This is a genomic window from Candidatus Brevundimonas phytovorans (genome assembly GCA_029203145.1).
In the GTDB taxonomy this organism is placed as follows: domain Bacteria; phylum Pseudomonadota; class Alphaproteobacteria; order Caulobacterales; family Caulobacteraceae; genus Brevundimonas; species Brevundimonas phytovorans.
The window spans coordinates 2,368,615-2,387,069 of record CP119309.1; the positions used below are offsets into that span (position 1 = coordinate 2,368,615).

Sequence of the window (18,455 nt, forward strand, 5' to 3'; positions counted from 1 at the left end):
AGCCAGAACAGCTGACGTCGCGTCGCCCCCTCCACCACTGCGTGGTCCCCCTCCCCATGAAATGGGGAGGAAAGAAGCGGCGTTACAGGTCGATCGACTGGGCCAAAATCACGGCCTGCGTCCGGTTGTGCACGCCCAGCTTGCGGAAGACGCTGGTCAGGTGGGCCTTGATGGTGGCCTCGGTGACGCCGAGGTCGAAGGCGATCTGCTTGTTCAGGCGCCCGGCCCGCAGGCCTTCGAGGATGCGCAGCTGGGACGGCGTCAGGCTGGCGATGCGGGCTTCAAGGTCGCCTTCCTCCGGCCCCGGCGCGCCGACATCGGGGGCCCAGGCGTCGCCCGACAGGATGGCGGCGATGGCCTCGACCATGACCGGCAGAGCGGCGGACTTGGGGATGAAGCCGGCGGCGCCCAGGGTCAGGGCGCGGCGCACGGTCGGCGGCTCCTCGCTGGCCGAGACCACGGCGACCGGCACGGCGGGATGCTCGGCCCGGACACGGGTCAGGCCCGCCATGCCCTCGCTGTCCGACAGCTTCAGGTCCAGCAGCAGCAGGTCGGTCGCCCCCTCGGCCAAGGCCGTCTGAACCTCGGCGAGGCTGGCGCATTCCGCAATCACGGCGCCGGGTGCGGCCTTTTCCACGGCCGATCTCAACGCCGCCCGAAACAGAGGGTGGTCGTCGGCGACGACGATGCGATCCATGGAAATCCTTCCCGCACGCGGTTCTTTTTCGGGTCGAGGCCGCGTTGTTACGACACCATGCCGCGCCTCGACTTTGGTCGAAACTAGACCAATGGCTAATGGCCGCAAACCGCCTTCGGACGGAATGCTGCGGTCTCGAGGTTCGCATCAGACGAACCCGGGAGGAAGTCACATGGAAAGATTCCGTCTTCTCGGCGGCGCGGCCGCGGCTGCGCTCCTGTTCGCCCCCGGCGCCGTCTGGGCGCAGGACGCCAATGCGGCGCTCGAAGCCCGCATCGCCCAGCTCGAAGCCGAGCTGAACAGTCTGAAGTCCGAGGTCGCAGCGGCGCGCACCCAGCAGACGACGCAATCCCAGGCGATGGCGCAGGACATCATCCGTCTGGAGACCCGACCGACGGCGACGCCGGTCTCGGCGCCCGCCTCTCGCGAAGAGGGCTTCCGCATCGGCGATCACACGGTCAAGTTCGGCGGCTTCATCAAGGTCGACGGCTCGGCCAGCCGCTATTCCGGCGGCGACCCCGCCAACGGCGACCTGCTGCGCGACTATCACCTGCCCGGCTCCATTCCGATCGGCGGGGCCGAGGAAGACACGGCCTTGGACTTCAACGCCCGCCAGACCCGGTTCTGGCTGACCACCGACGGTCTGGTCAGCGGCCACAAGGTCGGGACACGGCTGGAGATGGACTTCCAGAGCCTGCCCGGCGCCGGCGATCAGCGCATCACCAGCGCCTCGAACCCCGCCCTGCGCCGCGCCTTCGTCACCATCGACAACTGGCTGATCGGTCAGGAGTGGACGAACTTCCAGAACACCGCCGTCCTGCCGGAATCGGCGGACTTCGTCGGCGCCGCCGAGGGCACGGTCTTCGCCCGCCAGGTTCAGGTCCGTTACACGCGCGGTCCCCTCTCGATCTCGGTCGAGAACCCCGAGACCACCATCACCCCCTTCGGCGGCGGAACCCGCGTCATCGCCGACGACAACAGCCTGCCCGATCTGACGGCGCGCTACGCCATCAGCCGCCCCTGGGGCGATCTGCAGTTCGCGGGTCTCCTGCGTCAGCTCAAGTATGAGAACCCGGTCAGCGCCATCGACGACACAGCTGTCGGCTGGGGTCTGTCGGCCTCGACCAAGATCAAGGTCGGCGCCCAGGACGACATCCGCCTGATGCTGACCGGCGGCGAGGGCATCGGCCGCTACGTCGGGCTCAACTTCTCCAACGACGCGGTGCTGGACGGCTCGGGACAACTGGACGCCATCGGCGTGCTGGCCGGGTTCGCCGCCTATCGCCACGTCTGGACGCCGGGCTGGCGCTCCAGCCTGATCTGGTCGGCGCAGAAGGTGGACAACGACGTCCTGCTGACGGGAACGGGCGCCAATCGCTCGGCCCAGAGCCTGCACGCCAACCTGATCTGGTCGCCCGTAACAGCGTTTGATCTGGGCGCTGAACTGATGTTCGCTGACCGCGAACTCGAATCAGGGGCTGACGGCGACATGACCCGCCTGATTTTGTTCGCCAAATACGGCTTCTAAAAACAAGAAACTGGAGGAAAGCGCGCGTGTCCACTGAACCGGAAGTCTATCCCGTCCCCGCCGACCTCGCCGCCGTCGCCCACATGGACCGCGACGGCTATGAAGCGGCCCGGATCGCCGCGCGCGAAACCCCGGACGCCTACTGGGGCGAACAGGCCAAACGTCTCGACTGGATGACCTTCCCGTCGAAGATCAAGGACGTCAGCTTCGACAAGGAAGACTTCCGCATCCGCTGGTTCGAGGACGGGGTGCTGAACGTCTCGGCCAACTGCATCGACCGCCACCTGCCGCACCGGGCTGACGACACGGCCATCATCTGGGAAGGCGACGAGCCGACCGACAGCGAGCATGTCACCTACGGCCAACTTCATGAGCGCGTCTGCCGCATGGCCAATGTGCTCAAGGCCAACGGCGTCCGCAAAGGCGACCGCGTCACCATCTATCTGCCCATGATCCCCGAGGCCGCCTACGCCATGCTGGCCTGCGCGCGGATCGGCGCGGTCCACTCGGTCATCTTCGGCGGCTTCTCGCCCGACAGCATCGCCGGGCGTATCGAGGACTGCGGCTCGACCTTCGTCATCACCGCCGACGAGGGCTGCCGCGGCGGCAAGAAGGTGCCGCTGAAGGCCAATGTCGACAAGGCGCTGGAGAAGGTGTCGGGCGTCGACGGCGTCCTCTTGATCCGTCACACCGGGGCCGAGGTCGGCTTCGTCGAGGGCCGCGACCTCGACTACGACACCGAGGCCGCCAAGGTCACGGCGCACTGCCATCCCGAGCCGATGCAGGCCGAGGACCCGCTGTTCATCCTCTACACCTCGGGCTCGACCGGCAAACCCAAGGGCGTGCTGCACACCACCGGCGGCTATCTGTTCTGGGCCAGTTGGACCCACGAACTGGTCTTCGACTACCGTCCCGGCGAGGTCTTCTGGTGCACCGCCGACGTGGGCTGGGTGACGGGCCACTCCTATGGCGTCTATGGCCCCCTGGCCAATGGCGCCACGACCCTGCTGTTCGAGGGCGTGCCCAACTATCCGACGGTCAGCCGTTTCTGGCAGGTCATCGACAAGCACAAGGTCGAGATCTTCTACACCGCCCCCACCGCCCTGCGCTCGCTGATGCGCGAAGGCGACGCGCCGGTGAAGGCGACCAGCCGCCAGTCCCTGCGCCTGCTGGGCAGCGTCGGCGAGCCGATCAACCCCGAGGCCTGGCGCTGGTATCACGAGGTGGTCGGCGACGGCCGCCTGCCCATCGTCGACACCTGGTGGCAGACCGAAACCGGCGGCGTCCTGATCTCGCCCCTGCCCGGCGCGACCGACCTCAAGCCTGGCTCGGCCACCAAACCCCTGCCCGGCGTCGAGCTGCAGATCGTGGACGCCGAGGGCGTCGTGCTGGAAGGGGCGACCGAGGGCAACCTCTGCATCACCGACAGCTGGCCGGGCCAGATGCGGACTGTGTACGGCGACCACGCCCGCTTCTTCGAGACCTATTTCTCGACCTATCCGGGCAAGTATTTCACCGGCGACGGCTGCCGCCGCGACGCCGACGGCTACTACTGGATCACCGGCCGGGTCGATGACGTCATCAACGTCTCCGGCCACCGCATGGGCACGGCCGAGGTCGAGAGCGCCCTGGTCCTGCACGACGACGTGGCCGAGGCCGCCGTGGTCGGCTTCCCCCACGACATCAAGGGTCAGGGCATCTACGCCTATGTCACCCTGAACAAGGGGGTCGAGGCGACCGACGCCCTGCGCACGGCCCTGGTCGCCCAGGTCCGCCTCGAGATCGGTCCGATCGCCGCCCCCGACGTGATCCAGTGGGCGCCGGGCCTGCCCAAGACCCGCTCCGGCAAGATCATGCGGCGCATCCTTCGCAAGATCGCCGAGAACGAACTGGGGGCGCTGGGGGACACCTCGACCCTGGCCGACCCTTCGGTCGTCGACGACCTGGTGAAGAACCGGGCCGCCTGACGACCCTCCCCTGCTCTCCCCGGAGCAAGCGGCCGGCGTTCCTGAAAGGGGGCGTCGGCCGTTTCGTCATTTGAGCCTGAGCCACGGCGGGGCTAGACAGCCCCGATAGCGAACAGGAGCAGACCATGAGCGGAACCGTCCTCATCACCGGCGCCACGGCGGGCATCGGACAGGCCGCGGCGCGCCGCTTCGCCTCGGCCGGCTGGAAGATCATCGCCACAGGCCGCCGCGCCGAGCGTCTGGACGAACTGGTCGCCGAACTGGGCGCGGACGTGGTCCATCCCCTCGTCTTCGACATCCGCGACGAGGCCGCCATCGACGCCGCCCTGGACGCTCTGCCGGAAGGGTTCCGCGACATCGACGCCCTCATCAACAACGCCGGCCTCGCCCTGGGGACCGCCGTCGCCCAGGACGCCGATCTGGACCAGTGGCGTCAGATGATCGACACCAACATCACCGGACTGATCACGATCACCCGCCGTCTGCTGCCGCGCCTGATCGCGCGCAAGGGCGCCATCCTGAACATCAGCTCGGTGGCGGCGACCTATCCCTACAAGGGCGGCAACGCCTATGGCGGCACCAAGGCCTTCGTGCGCCAGTTCTCGCTGGGCCTGCGCGCCGACCTGCACGGGACGGGGGTGCGCGTCACCTCGATCGAGCCTGGCATGACCGAGACCGAGTTCACCCTGGTGCGCACCGGCGGGGATCAGGGCGCGTCGGACGCGCTCTATGACGGCGCGACACCGATGACCGGCGAGGACATCGCCGAGACCCTGTTCTGGGTCGCCAGCCTGCCTGCGCACCTCAACATCAATGCGCTGGAGTTGATGCCGGTCAGCCAGTCCTTCGCCGGCTTCCAGGTGGCGCGGAGCTAGCCGCCGTCGGCCCAGACCGTCTTGTAGAGGTCAAAGCGCCTGTCGCGCAGGTTGCGCACCGTGCCCTGGGCCTTGGCCCAGGCCAGATCCGACAGGTCCAGGTCGGCGACCGTGACGATCTCGACGTTCTCGCTGGCCTGCGCCGCCACGCCATCCCGCGCGAAGGGGAAGTCGCACGGCGTCAGGATACAGGACTGAGCGTACTGGATGTCCATGTTCTCGACATTGGGCAGGTTGCCGACGCTGCCCGACAGGACGACGTAGCACTGGTTCTCGATGGCGCGGGCCTGCGAGCAATAGCGCACCCGCAGATAGCCCTGACGATTGTCCGTGCAGAAGGGAACGAACAGCATCCGCGCGCCCTCGTCGGCCAGGCGCCGCGCCAGTTCGGGGAATTCTGAGTCATAGCAGATCATCACCCCGATCGGCCCGCAGTCGGTGGGGATGGCGTGGACCCGGTCGCCGCCCTTGATATTCCACCAATGGCGCTCGTTCGGGGTGGGGTGCAGCTTCTCCTGCTCGTGCACCGAGCCGTCGCGCAGGAAGACATAGGCCACGTTGTGGATGTCGCCGTCCTCGGCCCGCGTCGGGTGCGAGCCGCCGATGATGTTGACGTTGTAGCCGACGGCCAGATCCTGCATCGCCTTGACGAAGCGCGGGGTGTAGCGGGTCAGCGCCTCGATGGACTCCGCCGGGGTCAGCTTGCGCTTTTCCAGCGACAGCAGTTGCAGGGTGAACAGTTCCGGGAAGGTCACGAAGTCGGCGCGGTAATCCGACACCACGTCGACGAAGTATTCGACGTTGTCGATGAACTCCTCGAAGCTGGCGACCTTGCGCATCTGCAATTGGACCGTCGCCACCCGCACCGTCTCCTTGGTGGCGAAGGCCGCGCCCTTGCCGGTCGCCGGCAGGTAGTAGGGATTGCGCCACACCATGTGGGCGGCATGACCCATGGAGGCGGTGTCGTCCTTCAGATAGTTCTTCAGCACCCCGACGGGTTCAAAGCCTGACCTCAGGTGAAAGCCGATCACCGGATCATTCACCCGCCGCGCCATGACCGCGTCCAGATAGGCGCGCGGATCGGGATAGGCGCCCTTGCGGCGCGACAGGCCCGGCATGCGCCCGCCGAAGACGATGCCCTTCAGGTTCTGGGCCTCGCACAGGTCGCGGCGGGCGTCGTAGAGACGCTGGCCGATCCGCAACCGCCGCCGGGCCGGATCGACGCAGACCTCCATCCCATAGAGCCAGTCGCCGTGCGGATCGTGGCGCGCGCCATAGCCGCCGCCGGTGATCTGGTCCCAGGTGTGCGGCGCCATGGCCGCCTTCTCGTCGATGCGGAAACTGGCGGCGTAGCCGACGATCTCGCCCTCGAACTCCACCACGAACTGGCCGTCGGGATAGGTGGCGATCTGACCGCGCAGCATCCCCGGCAGATAGGGGGGCTGGCCCTTGTACACCCGCGCCACCAGGCCGTTGATGCCGGGGATGTCCGCCATGCGGGCGTTGCGGATGGTCAGGACGGCGGGTTTTGCGGGCGGGGCGGGCGCAGGAATTTCGGTCATCCTGACCTAACGCATCAGCTTGGCTGTGGATCAACGCGCGGGCGAATTCGCTGGAAAACCCCGTCATCCGGTCGTGGATTGGACGCGAGGCCTCGACCGCTTCATCATGAGGCCTCGCACAGGACAGGCTGGCGCGCATGACGGCTGCCGCGACGGAGACCGAACTGAAGTTCCGGCTGGGTCCGGGCGCGGTCGTGCGCCTGTCGGGCCACCCGGCGCTTCAAGGACCGCAGACCAGCCAGACCCTGCGCTCGGTCTATTTCGACACGCCCGACGGTCTGCTGCGCGCGGCCGGGTGCAGCCTGAGGGTGCGAACCACCCCCGACGGCTTCGTCCAGACCCTGAAGCGCCAGGCGGCCCCCGGCCAGACCGCCCGCGACGAATGGGAGGTTCCGGTCGCCACCGAAGCCCTGGACCTGGCCGCGCTCAAGGCCACCCCCGCGCACAAGCTGCTGAAGGGGCGCCGCCGCGACCTGTCGCCCCGCTTCGCCACCACGGTCGTGCGCCGCGTCCGCATGGTCGAGCGGGACGGTGCCCGCATCGAGGTCGCCTTCGACGCCGGCGACCTGTCAGCCAGGGATCAAGACGGGGAAGATCGCCGCGCGCCCATCTATGAATTGGAGCTGGAGCTGAAATCCGGCGATCCCGCCGCCCTATTCACCCTGGCCCGGCGGCTGGCGCGCGACCTGGCCATCGTCCCTGTGTTCGAAAGCAAGGCCGAGCGCGGCTGGCGGCTGGCCGAGGGCAGCCACCGCGCGCCCCGCCGCGCCGCGCCCACGTCCCTGTCGCCCGAGATTGCGACCGGCCTGGCCTTCCGGCGCATCGCCCTGGCCTGTCTGGCCCAGGTCTCGGCCAACGCCGAACTGCTGCGGATCGTGCGCCGCCCCGAAGCCCTGCATCAGATGCGGGTGGGCCTGCGCCGTCTGCGCGCCGCCGTCGGCGTGTTCAAGCCCCTGCTGGGCGAGGCCGATCGTCGGCGCATCGAGACCGAGCTGAAATGGCTGGCGGGCGAAACCGACGCCGCCCGCGACCTCGACGTCTTCCTCCGCGACGTCTTCCACCCGACGGCGCTGGCGGCGCCTTCGCCTGGTCTGGCGCCGCTGGGCCGTCATCTGCTGAGCGCCAGGGGACGGGCCTATGACCGCGCGCTCGCCGCCGTCGGCGCCCCGCGCTACGCCCTGCTGATGCTGGAGACGACAGCCTGGATCGAGACGGCGGCCCTGCCCGACGATCCGGTCGAAGCCTTCGCCGTCGAGGCCCTCAGCCGCCTGCACCATCAGGTCGAAAGGCGCGCCCGCGACCTGTTCGACCTCGACGCCGACGCCCGCCATCACCTGCGCATCCGCGCCAAACGTCTGCGTTACGCCGCCGAGTTCTTCGCCGACCTCTTTCCCGCCCGCCGTCGCCGCGCCCGCTATCTGACGGCGCTGGAAGAGTTGCAGGACACCCTGGGCGAATTGAACGATCTGGCCGTAGCCCGCGACCGAATTCCCGGCGAGGCGCATCTGGAAGACCCCGAGCTCGCCTTTTCAGCCGGCCGCGTCGTCGGTCGGCGCGAGGGCGACGGGGCCCGGCTGCTGGCCGCTGCGGTCAAGGCCTGCGGGCGTTTCCACTGCGCGCGGCCCTTCTGGACGCGGCCTCGATCACGTCAGAAACGGTCGTAGTCCGCATTTGTTCTCCTCGAGGAGAATGAGAACATCTTGTGAACCAGAACAAACCATGCACATAGTCCGTCTCACAGAGGGAGCGGGTCCTTGGCGGGTCTCTCCCAAAGCCCAGAATGGAATCATGGCAAGGGAGAGAAAACCAATGGCACAGGCGGCATTGAAGCTCGTGGGTAAAGAAGACGGCGAAAAGCAACGCGCTCTTGAGGCGGCGATCGCGCAGATCGATCGCGCCTTCGGCAAGGGCTCGGTAATGAAGCTCGGCAAGGCCGGCGTAGTGGCCGAGATCGAAAGCGTCTCGACCGGCTCGCTGGGCCTGGACATGGCGCTCGGCATCGGCGGCCTGCCGGTCGGCCGAGTGATCGAGGTGTTCGGTCCGGAATCCTCGGGCAAGACGACGCTCGCCCTGCACACCGTGGCCGAAGTCCAGAAGAAGGGCGGCGTGGCCGCCTTCGTCGACGCCGAGCACGCCCTCGACCCGGTCTATGCCCAGAAGCTGGGCGTCAACCTGGACGACCTGCTGGTGTCGCAGCCCGACACGGGTGAACAGGCGCTGGAAATCGTCGACACCCTGGTGCGCTCCGGCGCCGTGGACATCGTGGTCATCGACTCGGTCGCGGCCCTGACGCCGCGCGCCGAAATCGAAGGCGAGATGGGCGACAGCCTGCCCGGCCTGCAAGCCCGCCTGATGAGCCAGGCCCTGCGCAAGCTGACGGCCTCGATCTCCAAGTCGAAGTGCATCGTCCTCTTCATCAACCAGATCCGTCACAAGATCGGCGTCATGTACGGCTCGCCGGAAACGACGACGGGTGGCAATGCGCTGAAATTCTACGCCTCGGTCCGCCTCGACATCCGCCGCACCGGCGCGATCAAGAACCGCGACGAGGTCGTCGGCAACACCACCCGGGTCAAGGTGGTCAAGAACAAGGTCGCCCCGCCGTTCCGCGAAGTCATCTTCGACATCATGTACGGCGAAGGCATCTCCAAGCTGGGCGAGGTCATCGACCTGGGGGTCAAGGCCGGGGTCATCGACAAGGCCGGCAGCTGGTTCAGCTACGACTCGACCCGGATCGGTCAGGGCCGCGAGAACGTGCGCGAGTTCCTGAAACAGAACCCGGACATGGCCGCCTCGATCGAAGCCGCCGTGCGCGCCTCGACCAACAAGATCGCCGACGAGCTCCTGGGCACGCCGGAGCCTGACGAAGGTCAAGACCTGGAGGGCTGATCCCGCCCTCCCCCCGCTTCTCCGTCCGCCGTCCCCCGCGACCCGCCGAACGACCCCGCGGGGCTCGGGCCGGACGGAGCAGGCCCGCCCGATCCGCATCGGGCGGGCCTCTTTTTTTAGCACCAACAAATCCGCTCATCCCCGCCTCCGCGGGGATGAGCGGGTGTATTGAAATCGGCCTCTCTTTTCTCATCGCCCCGGCTGTTCTCGGCCCTCCCCACCGGGCAAACTCAGCCGTGAAGAACCGGAGCCCCCCATGACCCCCGCCACCGCCGACCTCTGCGACGCCCATCCTGACAAGGTGAAGGTCTGCCATGTCCCGTTCCGCAGCTTCGGGCAGGTCACGGCCTTCCACGGCCCAATCCGCACCCTCAGCGTGCTGGACGATAACGCCCTGGTCCGCCAGGCGCTGGAGCGGCCCGGCCAGGGCGCGGTTCTGGTGGTCAACGGCGGCGGTTCGCTGAAGCGCGCCCTGGTCGGCGACAACCTGGCCAGGCTGGCCATCGACAACGGCTGGGCCGGGATCATCGTCTTCGGCGCCATCCGCGACAGCGCCGTGATCGACAGCATGGGCATCGGCATCCGGGCCGTCGGCGCCATCCCCCTGCGCGCCGACCGCGACGCCATCGGCGAAATCGACATCCCCACCGCCTTCGGCGGCGTCATCTTCACCCCCGGCGACTGGCTCTACGCCGACGCCGACGGGGTCATCGTCGCGCCGCATCGCCTGCACGATTAGAGCCCGCCCGGGCGGAAAAGCGCGCCCCGGCGCACGCCATCACGCGCCAGTGATGCGTTCGGCGCAAAATCCCTATATGACGCCCGTTCCGACATTCTCCCCGCGCGCCTGACTTCCTTAGAGCGATACGCCCATGACCAGCCTGAAACAGATCCGCTCCACCTTCCTCGACTACTTCGCGGCCGACGGCCACGAGAAGGTGCAGTCGGCTCCGCTGGTGCCGCAGAACGACCCGACCCTGCTGTTCGTCAACGCGGGCATGGTGCCGTTCAAGGACTATTTCACCGGCGCCGCCACCCCGCCCTACAAGCGCGCCACCTCCTCGCAGAAGTGCGTCCGCGCCGGCGGCAAGCACAACGACCTGGACAACGTCGGCTATACCGCGCGTCACCACACCTTCTTTGAAATGCTGGGCAACTTCTCGTTCGGCGACTACTTCAAGGACCACGCCATCGAGAGCGCCTGGGGGCTGCTGACCAAGGAATTCGGCCTTGATCCCGCTCGCCTGCTGGTCACGGTCTATCACACCGACGACGAAGCCTTCGACATCTGGAAGAAGATCACCGGCTTCTCGGACGACAAGATCATCCGCATCCCCACCGCCGACAACTTCTGGGCCATGGGCGACAGCGGCCCGTGCGGTCCCTGCACCGAGATCTTCTACGACCACGGCGACCACATCTTCGGCGGCCCTCCCGGTTCGCCCGACGAGGACGGCGACCGTTTCGTGGAGATCTGGAACAACGTCTTCATGCAACACGAGAAGGAAAACGATAAGATCGTTCGTGACCTTCCCAAGCCCAGCGTCGACACCGGCATGGGTCTGGAGCGCATCGCCGCCGTGCTGCAGGGCGTCCACTCCAACTACGAAGTCGACCTGTTCAAGAGCCTGATCGGCGCCTCGGAAGAGCTGACCAGCACCAAGGCCGAGGGCGAGCGCGCCCCCAGCCACCGCGTCATCGCTGACCACCTGCGGTCGTCGTCCTTCCTGATCGCCGACGGCGTGACCCCGTCGAACGAAGGCCGCGGCTACGTCCTGCGCCGCATCATGCGTCGCGCCATGCGCCACGCCCACCTGCTGGGATCGTCCGACCCGCTGATGCACCGCCTGGTGCCGACCCTGGTCGAGGAAATGGGCGAGGCCTATCCCGAGCTGCGCCGGGCCCAGGCCTTCATCGAGGACACGCTGAAGCAGGAAGAGATCCGCTTCCGCACCACCCTGGGCCGCGGCATGAACCTGTTCGATCAGGCGACGACGGACTTCAAGGCCGGCGATATGCTGGACGGCCAGACGGCCTTCACCCTGTACGACACCTACGGCTTCCCGCTGGACCTGACGCAGGACGAGGCCCGTCGTCGCGGCTTCTCGGTCAACGTCGACGGCTTCGAATCCGCCATGGAAGAGCAGCGCGCCCGGTCCCGCGAGCACTGGACCGGCTCGGGCCAGACGGCTTCGGCCGGCGCCTGGCTGGCCCTGCGCGACCAGCACGGCGTGACCGAGTTCACCGGCTATGAGTCGGAAACCGGCGAAGGCCAGGTCGTCGCCATCCTCAAGGACGGCGTGGCTGTTGACGCCGCCGAAGCCGGCGAAGTGGTCGAGGTCGTCCTGAACAAGACCCCCTTCTACGCCGAAGGCGGCGGTCAGGCCGGCGACAAGGGCGGCTTCGTCTGGACCAATGGCGAAGGCCGCGTGCTGGACACCAAGAAGCACGCCGACCTCTTCGTTCACGCGGTGCAGATCGCCCAGGGCGCGGCCCTGACCGTCGGCGCGACGGTGACGGCCACGGTCGAACCGGGCTCGCGCCCGACCACCCGCGCCAACCACTCGGCGGCTCACCTGCTGCACGCCGCGCTGAAGAACGTGCTCGGCCCGCACGTCGCCCAGAAGGGCCAGATGGTCGATGCCGAGCGTATGCGCTTCGACTTCAGCCACAACGCCCCCGTCACCGAGGACGAGCTGGCCCGCATCGAGGACGAGGTGAATGCGGTCATCCGCCAGAACCTGCCGACCACGACCCAGCTGATGCACCCCGAAGCCGCCATCGAGGCCGGCGCCGTGGCCCTGTTCGGCGAGAAATACGGCGACGAGGTCCGCGTTCTGACCCTGGGCCACGCCCTGGCCGGCGACGGCGCCTATTCGGTCGAACTGTGCGGCGGCACCCACGTCGCCCGCACCGGCGACATCGCCCTGTTCAAGATCGTGTCGGAAGGCGGCGTCGCCGCCGGCGTCCGCCGCATCGAGGCCCTGACCGGCGAGGCGGCCCGCCGCTTCCTGCTAGATCAGGCTAATGTCGCCCGCCAACTGGCCCAGAGCTTCAAGATCCAGACCGCCGACGTCCCGGCGCGGGTCGAGGCCCTGAGCGCCGAACGCAAGGCGCTGGAGAAGCAGGTCGCCGACCTGAAGAAGCAGTTGGCCCTGGGCGGCGGCGCGGGCGCCAATGCGGCCCCGGAAACCATCAACGGCGTGACCCTGATCGCCCGCGTCCTCGACGGCGTGGACGGCAAGGGCCTGCGCAGCGTGGCCGAGGACTTCAAGAAGCAGATCGGCTCGGGCGTCGTCGCCCTGGTCGGCGTCACCGACGGCAAGGCGGCCATCACGGTCGCCGCCACGCCGGACATGGCCGGCAAGGTGAACGCCGCTGATCTGGCCCGCGACGCCGTCATCGCCATGGGCGGCAAGGGCGCCGGCGGCAAGCCCGACTTCGCCCAGGGCGGCGCGCCGGATGGATCGAAGGCCGAAGCCGGTCTGGACGCGATCCGGGCGGCGCTGAAGGGCTAAGTCCTCTCGGCACTGAAACAGGAAAGGGCGGCGCATCCGATGCGCCGCCCTTTTTCTTTGGCTGGTCAGCTATAATCCGCTCATCTCCGCGGAGGCGGGGACCCCGCAAGAGCCTCGCGCACCATCACCGGCCGTCTGCGCTTGTCGCCAAAGCACTGGGTCCCCGCCTCCGCGGGGATGAGCGGATATTTCTATTCCGGCTTGCTCAGATCGATCCCCGCCAGCTTCCAGCCGAACAGGTTGCGGCGCTTCATCAGCAGGGAGACCTGCTCGTCCGGCTGGTCGTCACGGGTCAGGGTGACGGCGAAGGTGTCGAGGTCGCGATAGCCCCAGGACTGGCGCACCTTCTGGCTGTCGGGCTTGGGTGCAGGGACCGGCTCGGTCCTGGCCAGATCGGGCTTGGGCGCTTTTCCTTCCTGCACCATGACCGAGATGGCCTGGGGCGTGACGAAGGCGTCCACGGCGCCCGACACCAGGGTCGGGGCCAGCAGCATGCCCAGGCCCGACAGGCCGCCCAGACGGTCGTCCTTGCGCATTTCAGAGACCATGCGGGCGCTCAGCTCGTCTTTCAGACTGGCGCGGAAGGCGGGAAAGTCGACCTGGCGCTCCAGCGCCTGCGCGTTTCCGGTCTTGGCCGCCTGCACCAGCGACCGCGCCGCCAGAAGGGGCGATGCGGCATAGGCCAGGACGAAGACCGCCACGGCGGCGCCCCCCAGTCGAATAATCAGTTTCTGGTTCATCGGCCCTCCCCTGCCTTACGAACGCGACGGGTAAGCGACATGTGCAACACGACCTCGAAAACCCCCAATGACATTAAGGGCATGGTTCGAAGGGGGGCTCAAGGGCGTCGTTAACCCTTGGCGGAAAATAGAAAAGGCCCGCCGGAGGAAACCGGCGGGCCTCATTCTTGTTGCGCTATCGCGCTTCGCGCTGCTTGAGCGCGTCAGGCCGCGTCGGGTCGAAAAGGCGGAGCCTTTTGACCGCGGCCTAACAAAACGCCCTTAGCCGATGTTCGGCAGGGCCTTCTTCAGGTTCTCGGAGACCTTGTCGAGGAAGCCCTCGGTGGTCAGCCACGACTGTTGGTCGCCGACCAGCAGGGCCAGGTCCTTGGTCATGAAGCCCGACTCGACGGTCTCGACCACGACGCGTTCCAGCGTCTCGGCGAACTCGAGCAGAGCACCGTTGTCGTCCAGCTTGGCGCGGTGCTTGAAGCCAGCCGACCATGCGAAGATCGAAGCGATCGAGTTGGTCGAGGTCGCTTCACCCTTCTGGTGCTGACGGTAGTGACGGGTCACGGTGCCGTGGGCGGCTTCGGTTTCCATGATCTGGCCGTCCGGCGTCATCAGGACCGAGGTCATCAGGCCCAGCGAACCGAAGCCTTGAGCCACGATGTCCGACTGGACGTCGCCGTCATAGTTCTTGCACGCCCAGACGAAACCACCCGACCACTTGATGGCGGCGGCCACCATATCGTCGATCAGACGGTGTTCGTAGGTCAGGCCGCGCGCCTTGAACTCTGCGGCGTAGTCGGCGTCAAACACTTCCTGGAAGATGTCCTTGAAGCGACCGTCATAGGCTTTCAGGATGGTGTTCTTGGTCGACAGATAGACCGGGTAGTTGCGCGCCAGGCCGTAGCTGAACGAGGCGTGGGCGAAGTCGCGGATCGACGAGTCGAGGTTGTACATGCCCATGGCCACGCCGGCCGACGGGGACTTGAACACTTCATGCTCGATGACTTCGCCGTCTTCACCGACGAACTTGATCGACAGCGTGCCCTTGCCCGGGAACAGGAAGTCCGTGGCCTTGTACTGGTCGCCGAAGGCGTGACGGCCGACGACGATGGGCTGGGTCCAGCCGGGCACCAGACGCGGCACGTTCGAGCAGATGATCGGCTCGCGGAAGACGACGCCGCCCAGGATGTTGCGGATGGTGCCGTTCGGCGACTTCCACATCTTCTTCAGGCCGAACTCGGCCACGCGGGCTTCGTCAGGCGTGATGGTGGCGCACTTGACGCCGACGCCGTGCTTCTGGATCGCGTGGGCCGCGTCGATCGTCACCTGGTCGTCGGTGGCGTCGCGGTTTTCCATGCCGAGGTCGTAGTAGTCGAGGTCCAGGTCCAGATAGGGGAAGACCAGCTTGTCCTTGATCCACTGCCAGATGATCCGGGTCATTTCGTCGCCGTCGATGTCCACGATGGGATTGGCGACCTTGATCTTGGCCATGCTCTGCCTCTGTCTCTAAAATTCAGGGAAGGAAATCGTGGGGGCGGTATAGCGAGGCGCGAGCGCGGGTGCAAAGGCGCACGACGCCCCGAACCTGGCTGTCGTCACGTCGGTGATTGAACCGAACGCCCATTCCCACGCTCATGCTCCTCGCCGCCTTGTCAGGACCGCTTCATGACGCCTCGCCGCTCGCTGCTTCTTCCCGTCCGCCTTCTGGCTGCTCCGCTTCTGGTCGCCCCGCTTCTGGCCGCCTGTCAGGGCGACGAGCGCGCCGCACCGCCGACCGCCGGATCTGATGCGCCTGCGGAGACGGCCTCGGCCGCAACGGCGGCGAAGGGGTCCCGGCCCGAGACCCGAAAGTTCCGCGACTGGCTGGTCGTCTGCGACAACGGCGACACCTGCTCGGCCTTCGGTCCGGCGGCGGACGGCGCGACCGGCGGCTGGGTCCGCGTGACGCTCGACGCCGGTCCCGACGCCCGGCCGCAGGTTCACGCCGGCCTGGTGGATCGTGCGGCGGGGCCAGAGGGCCTGACCCTGGTGGTGGACGGCCGGCGCCTTGCCCTGACCATGGATGGCGACACCCTGGGCCATATGTCGAACACTGGGCCAGAAGTCATCCTGGCCCTGAGCCAGGCGCGTCGCCTCGGTCTGGGCGAGGACATCGCCCTGTCGCCCAAGGGCGCGGCCGCCGCTTTGCTGTGGATCGACGAGCGCCAGGGCCGCCTCGGCACGACCACCGCCCTGGTGCGGCGCGGGGCCAAACCCGCTTCGACCGTGCCTGCCGCCCCGCCCCTGCCCCGGCCGACGCCCGCCCCGGCCGTGGCCCAGACCGACCTGCCGCCGCCCGTCCTGCCCGCCGCCTTCGAGGCGCGGGCCGACGTCAAACAATGCCGCAGCGACACCGCCTTCAGCCCGACCTTCCAGACCCAGATCACGGTCGATCGCCTGTCGCCGAACCAGGAGCTGTGGGGCGTACCCTGCTTCGCCGGCGCCTATAATTTCGGCCTGCGCTACTTCGTGACCGGGCCTAGGGGCGCCAACCCCCAGCCCGTCGCCTTCCCCACCTCGCGCGAACCCGCCGACGAGGTGGTCAACGGCGAGTATGATCCGGCCAGCCGCACCCTGAGCGCCTTCAACAAGGGGCGCGGAGTCGGCGACTGCGGCATCGCCTCCACCTGGGTCTGGACGGGTCGCGACTTCGCCTTGCAGGCCGAGAGCGAGATGCGCGAGTGCTGGGGCGTGCCGTCCGACCAGTGGCCGACCACCTGGCGCAGCCGCTGATATGAAAACGGCCCGGACGCAAACATCCGGGCCGAACGTCTTTGCGACGGGCGGGGTCAGCCCCGCATCTGGGCTTCCAGCACCGCCAGCGGCAGGGAGCCGTTCATCAGCACCTTGTCGTGGAAGGCTCGCAGGTCGAAGCCAGGACGGCTTTCCGCCTCGGCCCGCAGGCGGGCGATGACCGTGTGGCCGACCTTGTAGGAACAGGCCTGGCCCGGCCAGACGGTGTAGCGGTTGATCTCGCTGTTCGAGGCGTCCAGCGGCTTGGCGCCCGAGGCCGCCATGTATTCGACGGCCTGTTCGCGGCTCCAGCGTTCCGAGTGCAGGCCGGTGTCGACGACCAGGCGCACGGCCCGGAACAGGTAGGACATCAGGAAGCCGACGCGGCCCAGCGGGTTGTCGGCATAGGCGTTCAGGTCGTTGGCGGCGACCGCCTCGGCATAGAGGGCCCAGCCCTCGTTATAGGCCGAGAAGCCGCCCGCGCGGCGCCACTGCGGCAGCTCGCCCGACTCGCGCTGCAGGGCGACCTGCAGGTGGTGGCCCGGCGAGGCCTCGTGATAGGTCAGGGTCGGCAGGGCGAACCGGGGCCAGTTCCCGCTGTCGCGCAGGTTGATGTAGTAGGCGCCCGGACGCGAGCCATCCAGCGGCGGCCCCTGATAGTATCCGCCCGGCGCGCCCGACTGGATCGACACCGGCACGCGGCGGATTTCGACGTGGGTCTTGGGCAGGCGACCGAAGACGGTCGGCAGCTTGGGCTCCAGCGCCGCGACCTGATGGTTCAGCCACAGCAGCAGTTCTTCCTTGCCCGCATCGGTATTGGGGAAGAGCTGGGCGGGGTCCTTGTTCAGGGCCTGAATGCGCTCGCCGACGGCGCCCTGGGTATAGCCCTGCGACTTCAGGATGGCGTCGATCTCGGCGCTGATCTCGGCGACCTGCTCCTTGCCCATCTTGTGGATCTCAGCGGCGCTGAGGGTCGTGGTCGTGTTGGACTTCAGACCATTGGCGTAGAAGGCCTCGCCGTCGGGCAGGCGCCAGACGCCTGCGTCGTGCGTGGCCTGCGGACGGATGGCTTCCAGCGCGGCGATTTGGCGGGCCAGGGCGGGCTTGACCTGCTGGTCGATAATAGCGGCGGCGCGGGCGTCATAGCCGGTCAGGTTCAGGGCCGCGGTCTTCCGGGCCAGCGACTTGACCATGGCCATGTCGGCGGCGGTCGTGTCGCGCTGGGTGCGGATCTGCGGCAGCATCCGGTCGATGATGAAGTCCGGCGGGATGACGCCCAGCCCTGCGTCCTCGCGCACCTTGTCCGTCTCGCCGTCCAGCACCCCGGCGAAGGCGGCAAGGCGCGACAGGAAGGCGTCGGCGTCGGCCGCGTCCTCGATGCGGTGCTGGTTGTCCATGAAGTCCGGCGTCTCGAAATAGCCGCCCGACAGCTGGCTCACGACATAGGGCGACGGACGCCCCGGCCCCGCGCCATAGGCGAAGCGCGCGGTCTCGGCCGAGGTCTCGCGTCCGAAGGCGGCGATGGCGTAGTTCAGGGCGCCGGCCTGCGAGAGACCGGTCTGATCGAAGGCGCGCAGGGTCGCCCAGCGGCTGATGGCCTTGTCGCGGTCATGGCGGATGGCGTCGGGCCCCGCCTCGCTCAGTTGCGACGACAGACCGGCGCGGGCGCCCTTGTCCAGGCCCAGGTTGGTGGCGCGCTCGGGGCTTTCGTCAATGTCGGCTTCGAACCAGCCGTCCAGCAGGGCGTTCAGGCGCCCGTCGGCGTCGGTGGCGGCGGCCTGAGCCAGCGAGGGCGCGACAGCGGCCGTGGCGGCGGCGGTCAACAGAAGGCGGCGGCGGTCGATCATGGTGGCTACTCCCCGACGAGGCGGGCGCGACGCCGCGCGCCCCCTCATACTCAGATCGTCGTCGGGCCG

General features: G+C 67.9%; 13 protein-coding genes. 8 read left to right on the plus strand and 5 right to left on the minus strand.

The genetic code is table 11. From position 1 onward, the window contains the following. Nucleotides 1-82 precede the first annotated feature (82 nt). Nucleotides 83-697 carry a response regulator transcription factor gene (locus tag P0Y52_11660; protein WEK57191.1) on the minus strand — a complete coding sequence of 205 codons (615 nt, stop codon included), beginning with the start codon at nucleotides 695-697 and terminating at the stop codon, nucleotides 83-85. Between the two features lie 172 nt (nucleotides 698-869). On the opposite strand from P0Y52_11660, the gene P0Y52_11665 reads away from it, so the two are divergent. The 3 genes from P0Y52_11665 (at nucleotide 870) to P0Y52_11675 (ending at nucleotide 5,067) form a co-directional block, all read left to right on the plus strand. Beyond that, a complete protein-coding gene (locus P0Y52_11665; GenBank protein WEK57192.1) occupies nucleotides 870-2,225 on the plus strand; it encodes a DcaP family trimeric outer membrane transporter in 1,356 nt (451 codons plus the stop codon). A gap of 26 nt (nucleotides 2,226-2,251) precedes the next feature. Further along, nucleotides 2,252-4,192, plus strand: coding sequence for an acetate--CoA ligase (gene acs, locus P0Y52_11670; GenBank protein WEK57193.1), 1,941 nt, complete (start codon nucleotides 2,252-2,254; stop codon nucleotides 4,190-4,192). A 125-nt stretch (nucleotides 4,193-4,317) separates the two neighbouring features. After that, nucleotides 4,318-5,067, plus strand: a complete 750-nt coding sequence (locus P0Y52_11675; protein WEK57194.1) for an SDR family NAD(P)-dependent oxidoreductase — start codon at nucleotides 4,318-4,320, stop codon at nucleotides 5,065-5,067. On the opposite strand, the gene P0Y52_11680 is transcribed toward P0Y52_11675, so the two are convergent. Continuing rightward, on the minus strand, nucleotides 5,064-6,629 hold the full coding sequence (locus P0Y52_11680; GenBank protein WEK57195.1) for a GNAT family N-acetyltransferase: 1,566 nt from the start codon (nucleotides 6,627-6,629) through the stop codon (nucleotides 5,064-5,066). The genes P0Y52_11675 and P0Y52_11680 overlap by 4 nt on opposite strands. A gap of 137 nt (nucleotides 6,630-6,766) precedes the next feature. Here P0Y52_11680 and P0Y52_11685 point away from each other — a divergent pair, with 137 nt between their 5' ends. The 4 genes from P0Y52_11685 (at nucleotide 6,767) to alaS (ending at nucleotide 13,036) form a co-directional block, all read left to right on the plus strand. Then, nucleotides 6,767-8,293: a CHAD domain-containing protein gene (locus P0Y52_11685; GenBank protein ID WEK57196.1), complete on the plus strand. Its 1,527-nt coding sequence runs from the start codon at nucleotides 6,767-6,769 to the stop codon at nucleotides 8,291-8,293. A 145-nt stretch (nucleotides 8,294-8,438) separates the two neighbouring features. Then, nucleotides 8,439-9,518: a recombinase RecA gene (gene recA, locus P0Y52_11690; GenBank protein WEK57197.1), complete on the plus strand. Its 1,080-nt coding sequence runs from the start codon at nucleotides 8,439-8,441 to the stop codon at nucleotides 9,516-9,518. 256 nt (nucleotides 9,519-9,774) lie between these two features. Further along, nucleotides 9,775-10,257, plus strand: coding sequence for a ribonuclease E activity regulator RraA (gene rraA / locus P0Y52_11695; GenBank protein WEK57198.1), 483 nt, complete (start codon nucleotides 9,775-9,777; stop codon nucleotides 10,255-10,257). Nucleotides 10,258-10,390: 133 nt separating this feature from the next. Beyond that, entirely contained in the window at nucleotides 10,391-13,036 is a 2,646-nt protein-coding gene (gene alaS, locus P0Y52_11700) for an alanine--tRNA ligase (GenBank protein ID WEK57199.1), read from the plus strand. Nucleotides 13,037-13,227: 191 nt separating this feature from the next. Here alaS and P0Y52_11705 read toward each other — a convergent pair whose 3' ends face one another. Further along, entirely contained in the window at nucleotides 13,228-13,776 is a 549-nt protein-coding gene (locus P0Y52_11705; GenBank protein WEK57200.1) for a DUF2939 domain-containing protein, read from the minus strand. 261 nt (nucleotides 13,777-14,037) lie between these two features. Beyond that, entirely contained in the window at nucleotides 14,038-15,258 is a 1,221-nt protein-coding gene (locus tag P0Y52_11710) for an NADP-dependent isocitrate dehydrogenase (GenBank protein WEK57201.1), read from the minus strand. A 174-nt stretch (nucleotides 15,259-15,432) separates the two neighbouring features. Between P0Y52_11710 and P0Y52_11715 the strand changes: the two genes are divergently transcribed. After that, nucleotides 15,433-16,539 (plus strand): DUF1176 domain-containing protein, encoded by a 1,107-nt coding sequence (locus P0Y52_11715; GenBank protein WEK57202.1) that lies wholly within the window; start codon nucleotides 15,433-15,435, stop codon nucleotides 16,537-16,539. Between the two features lie 56 nt (nucleotides 16,540-16,595). Here P0Y52_11715 and P0Y52_11720 read toward each other — a convergent pair whose 3' ends face one another. Then, nucleotides 16,596-18,386 (minus strand): DUF885 family protein, encoded by a 1,791-nt coding sequence (locus P0Y52_11720; GenBank protein WEK57203.1) that lies wholly within the window; start codon nucleotides 18,384-18,386, stop codon nucleotides 16,596-16,598. Nucleotides 18,387-18,455: the final 69 nt, after the last annotated feature.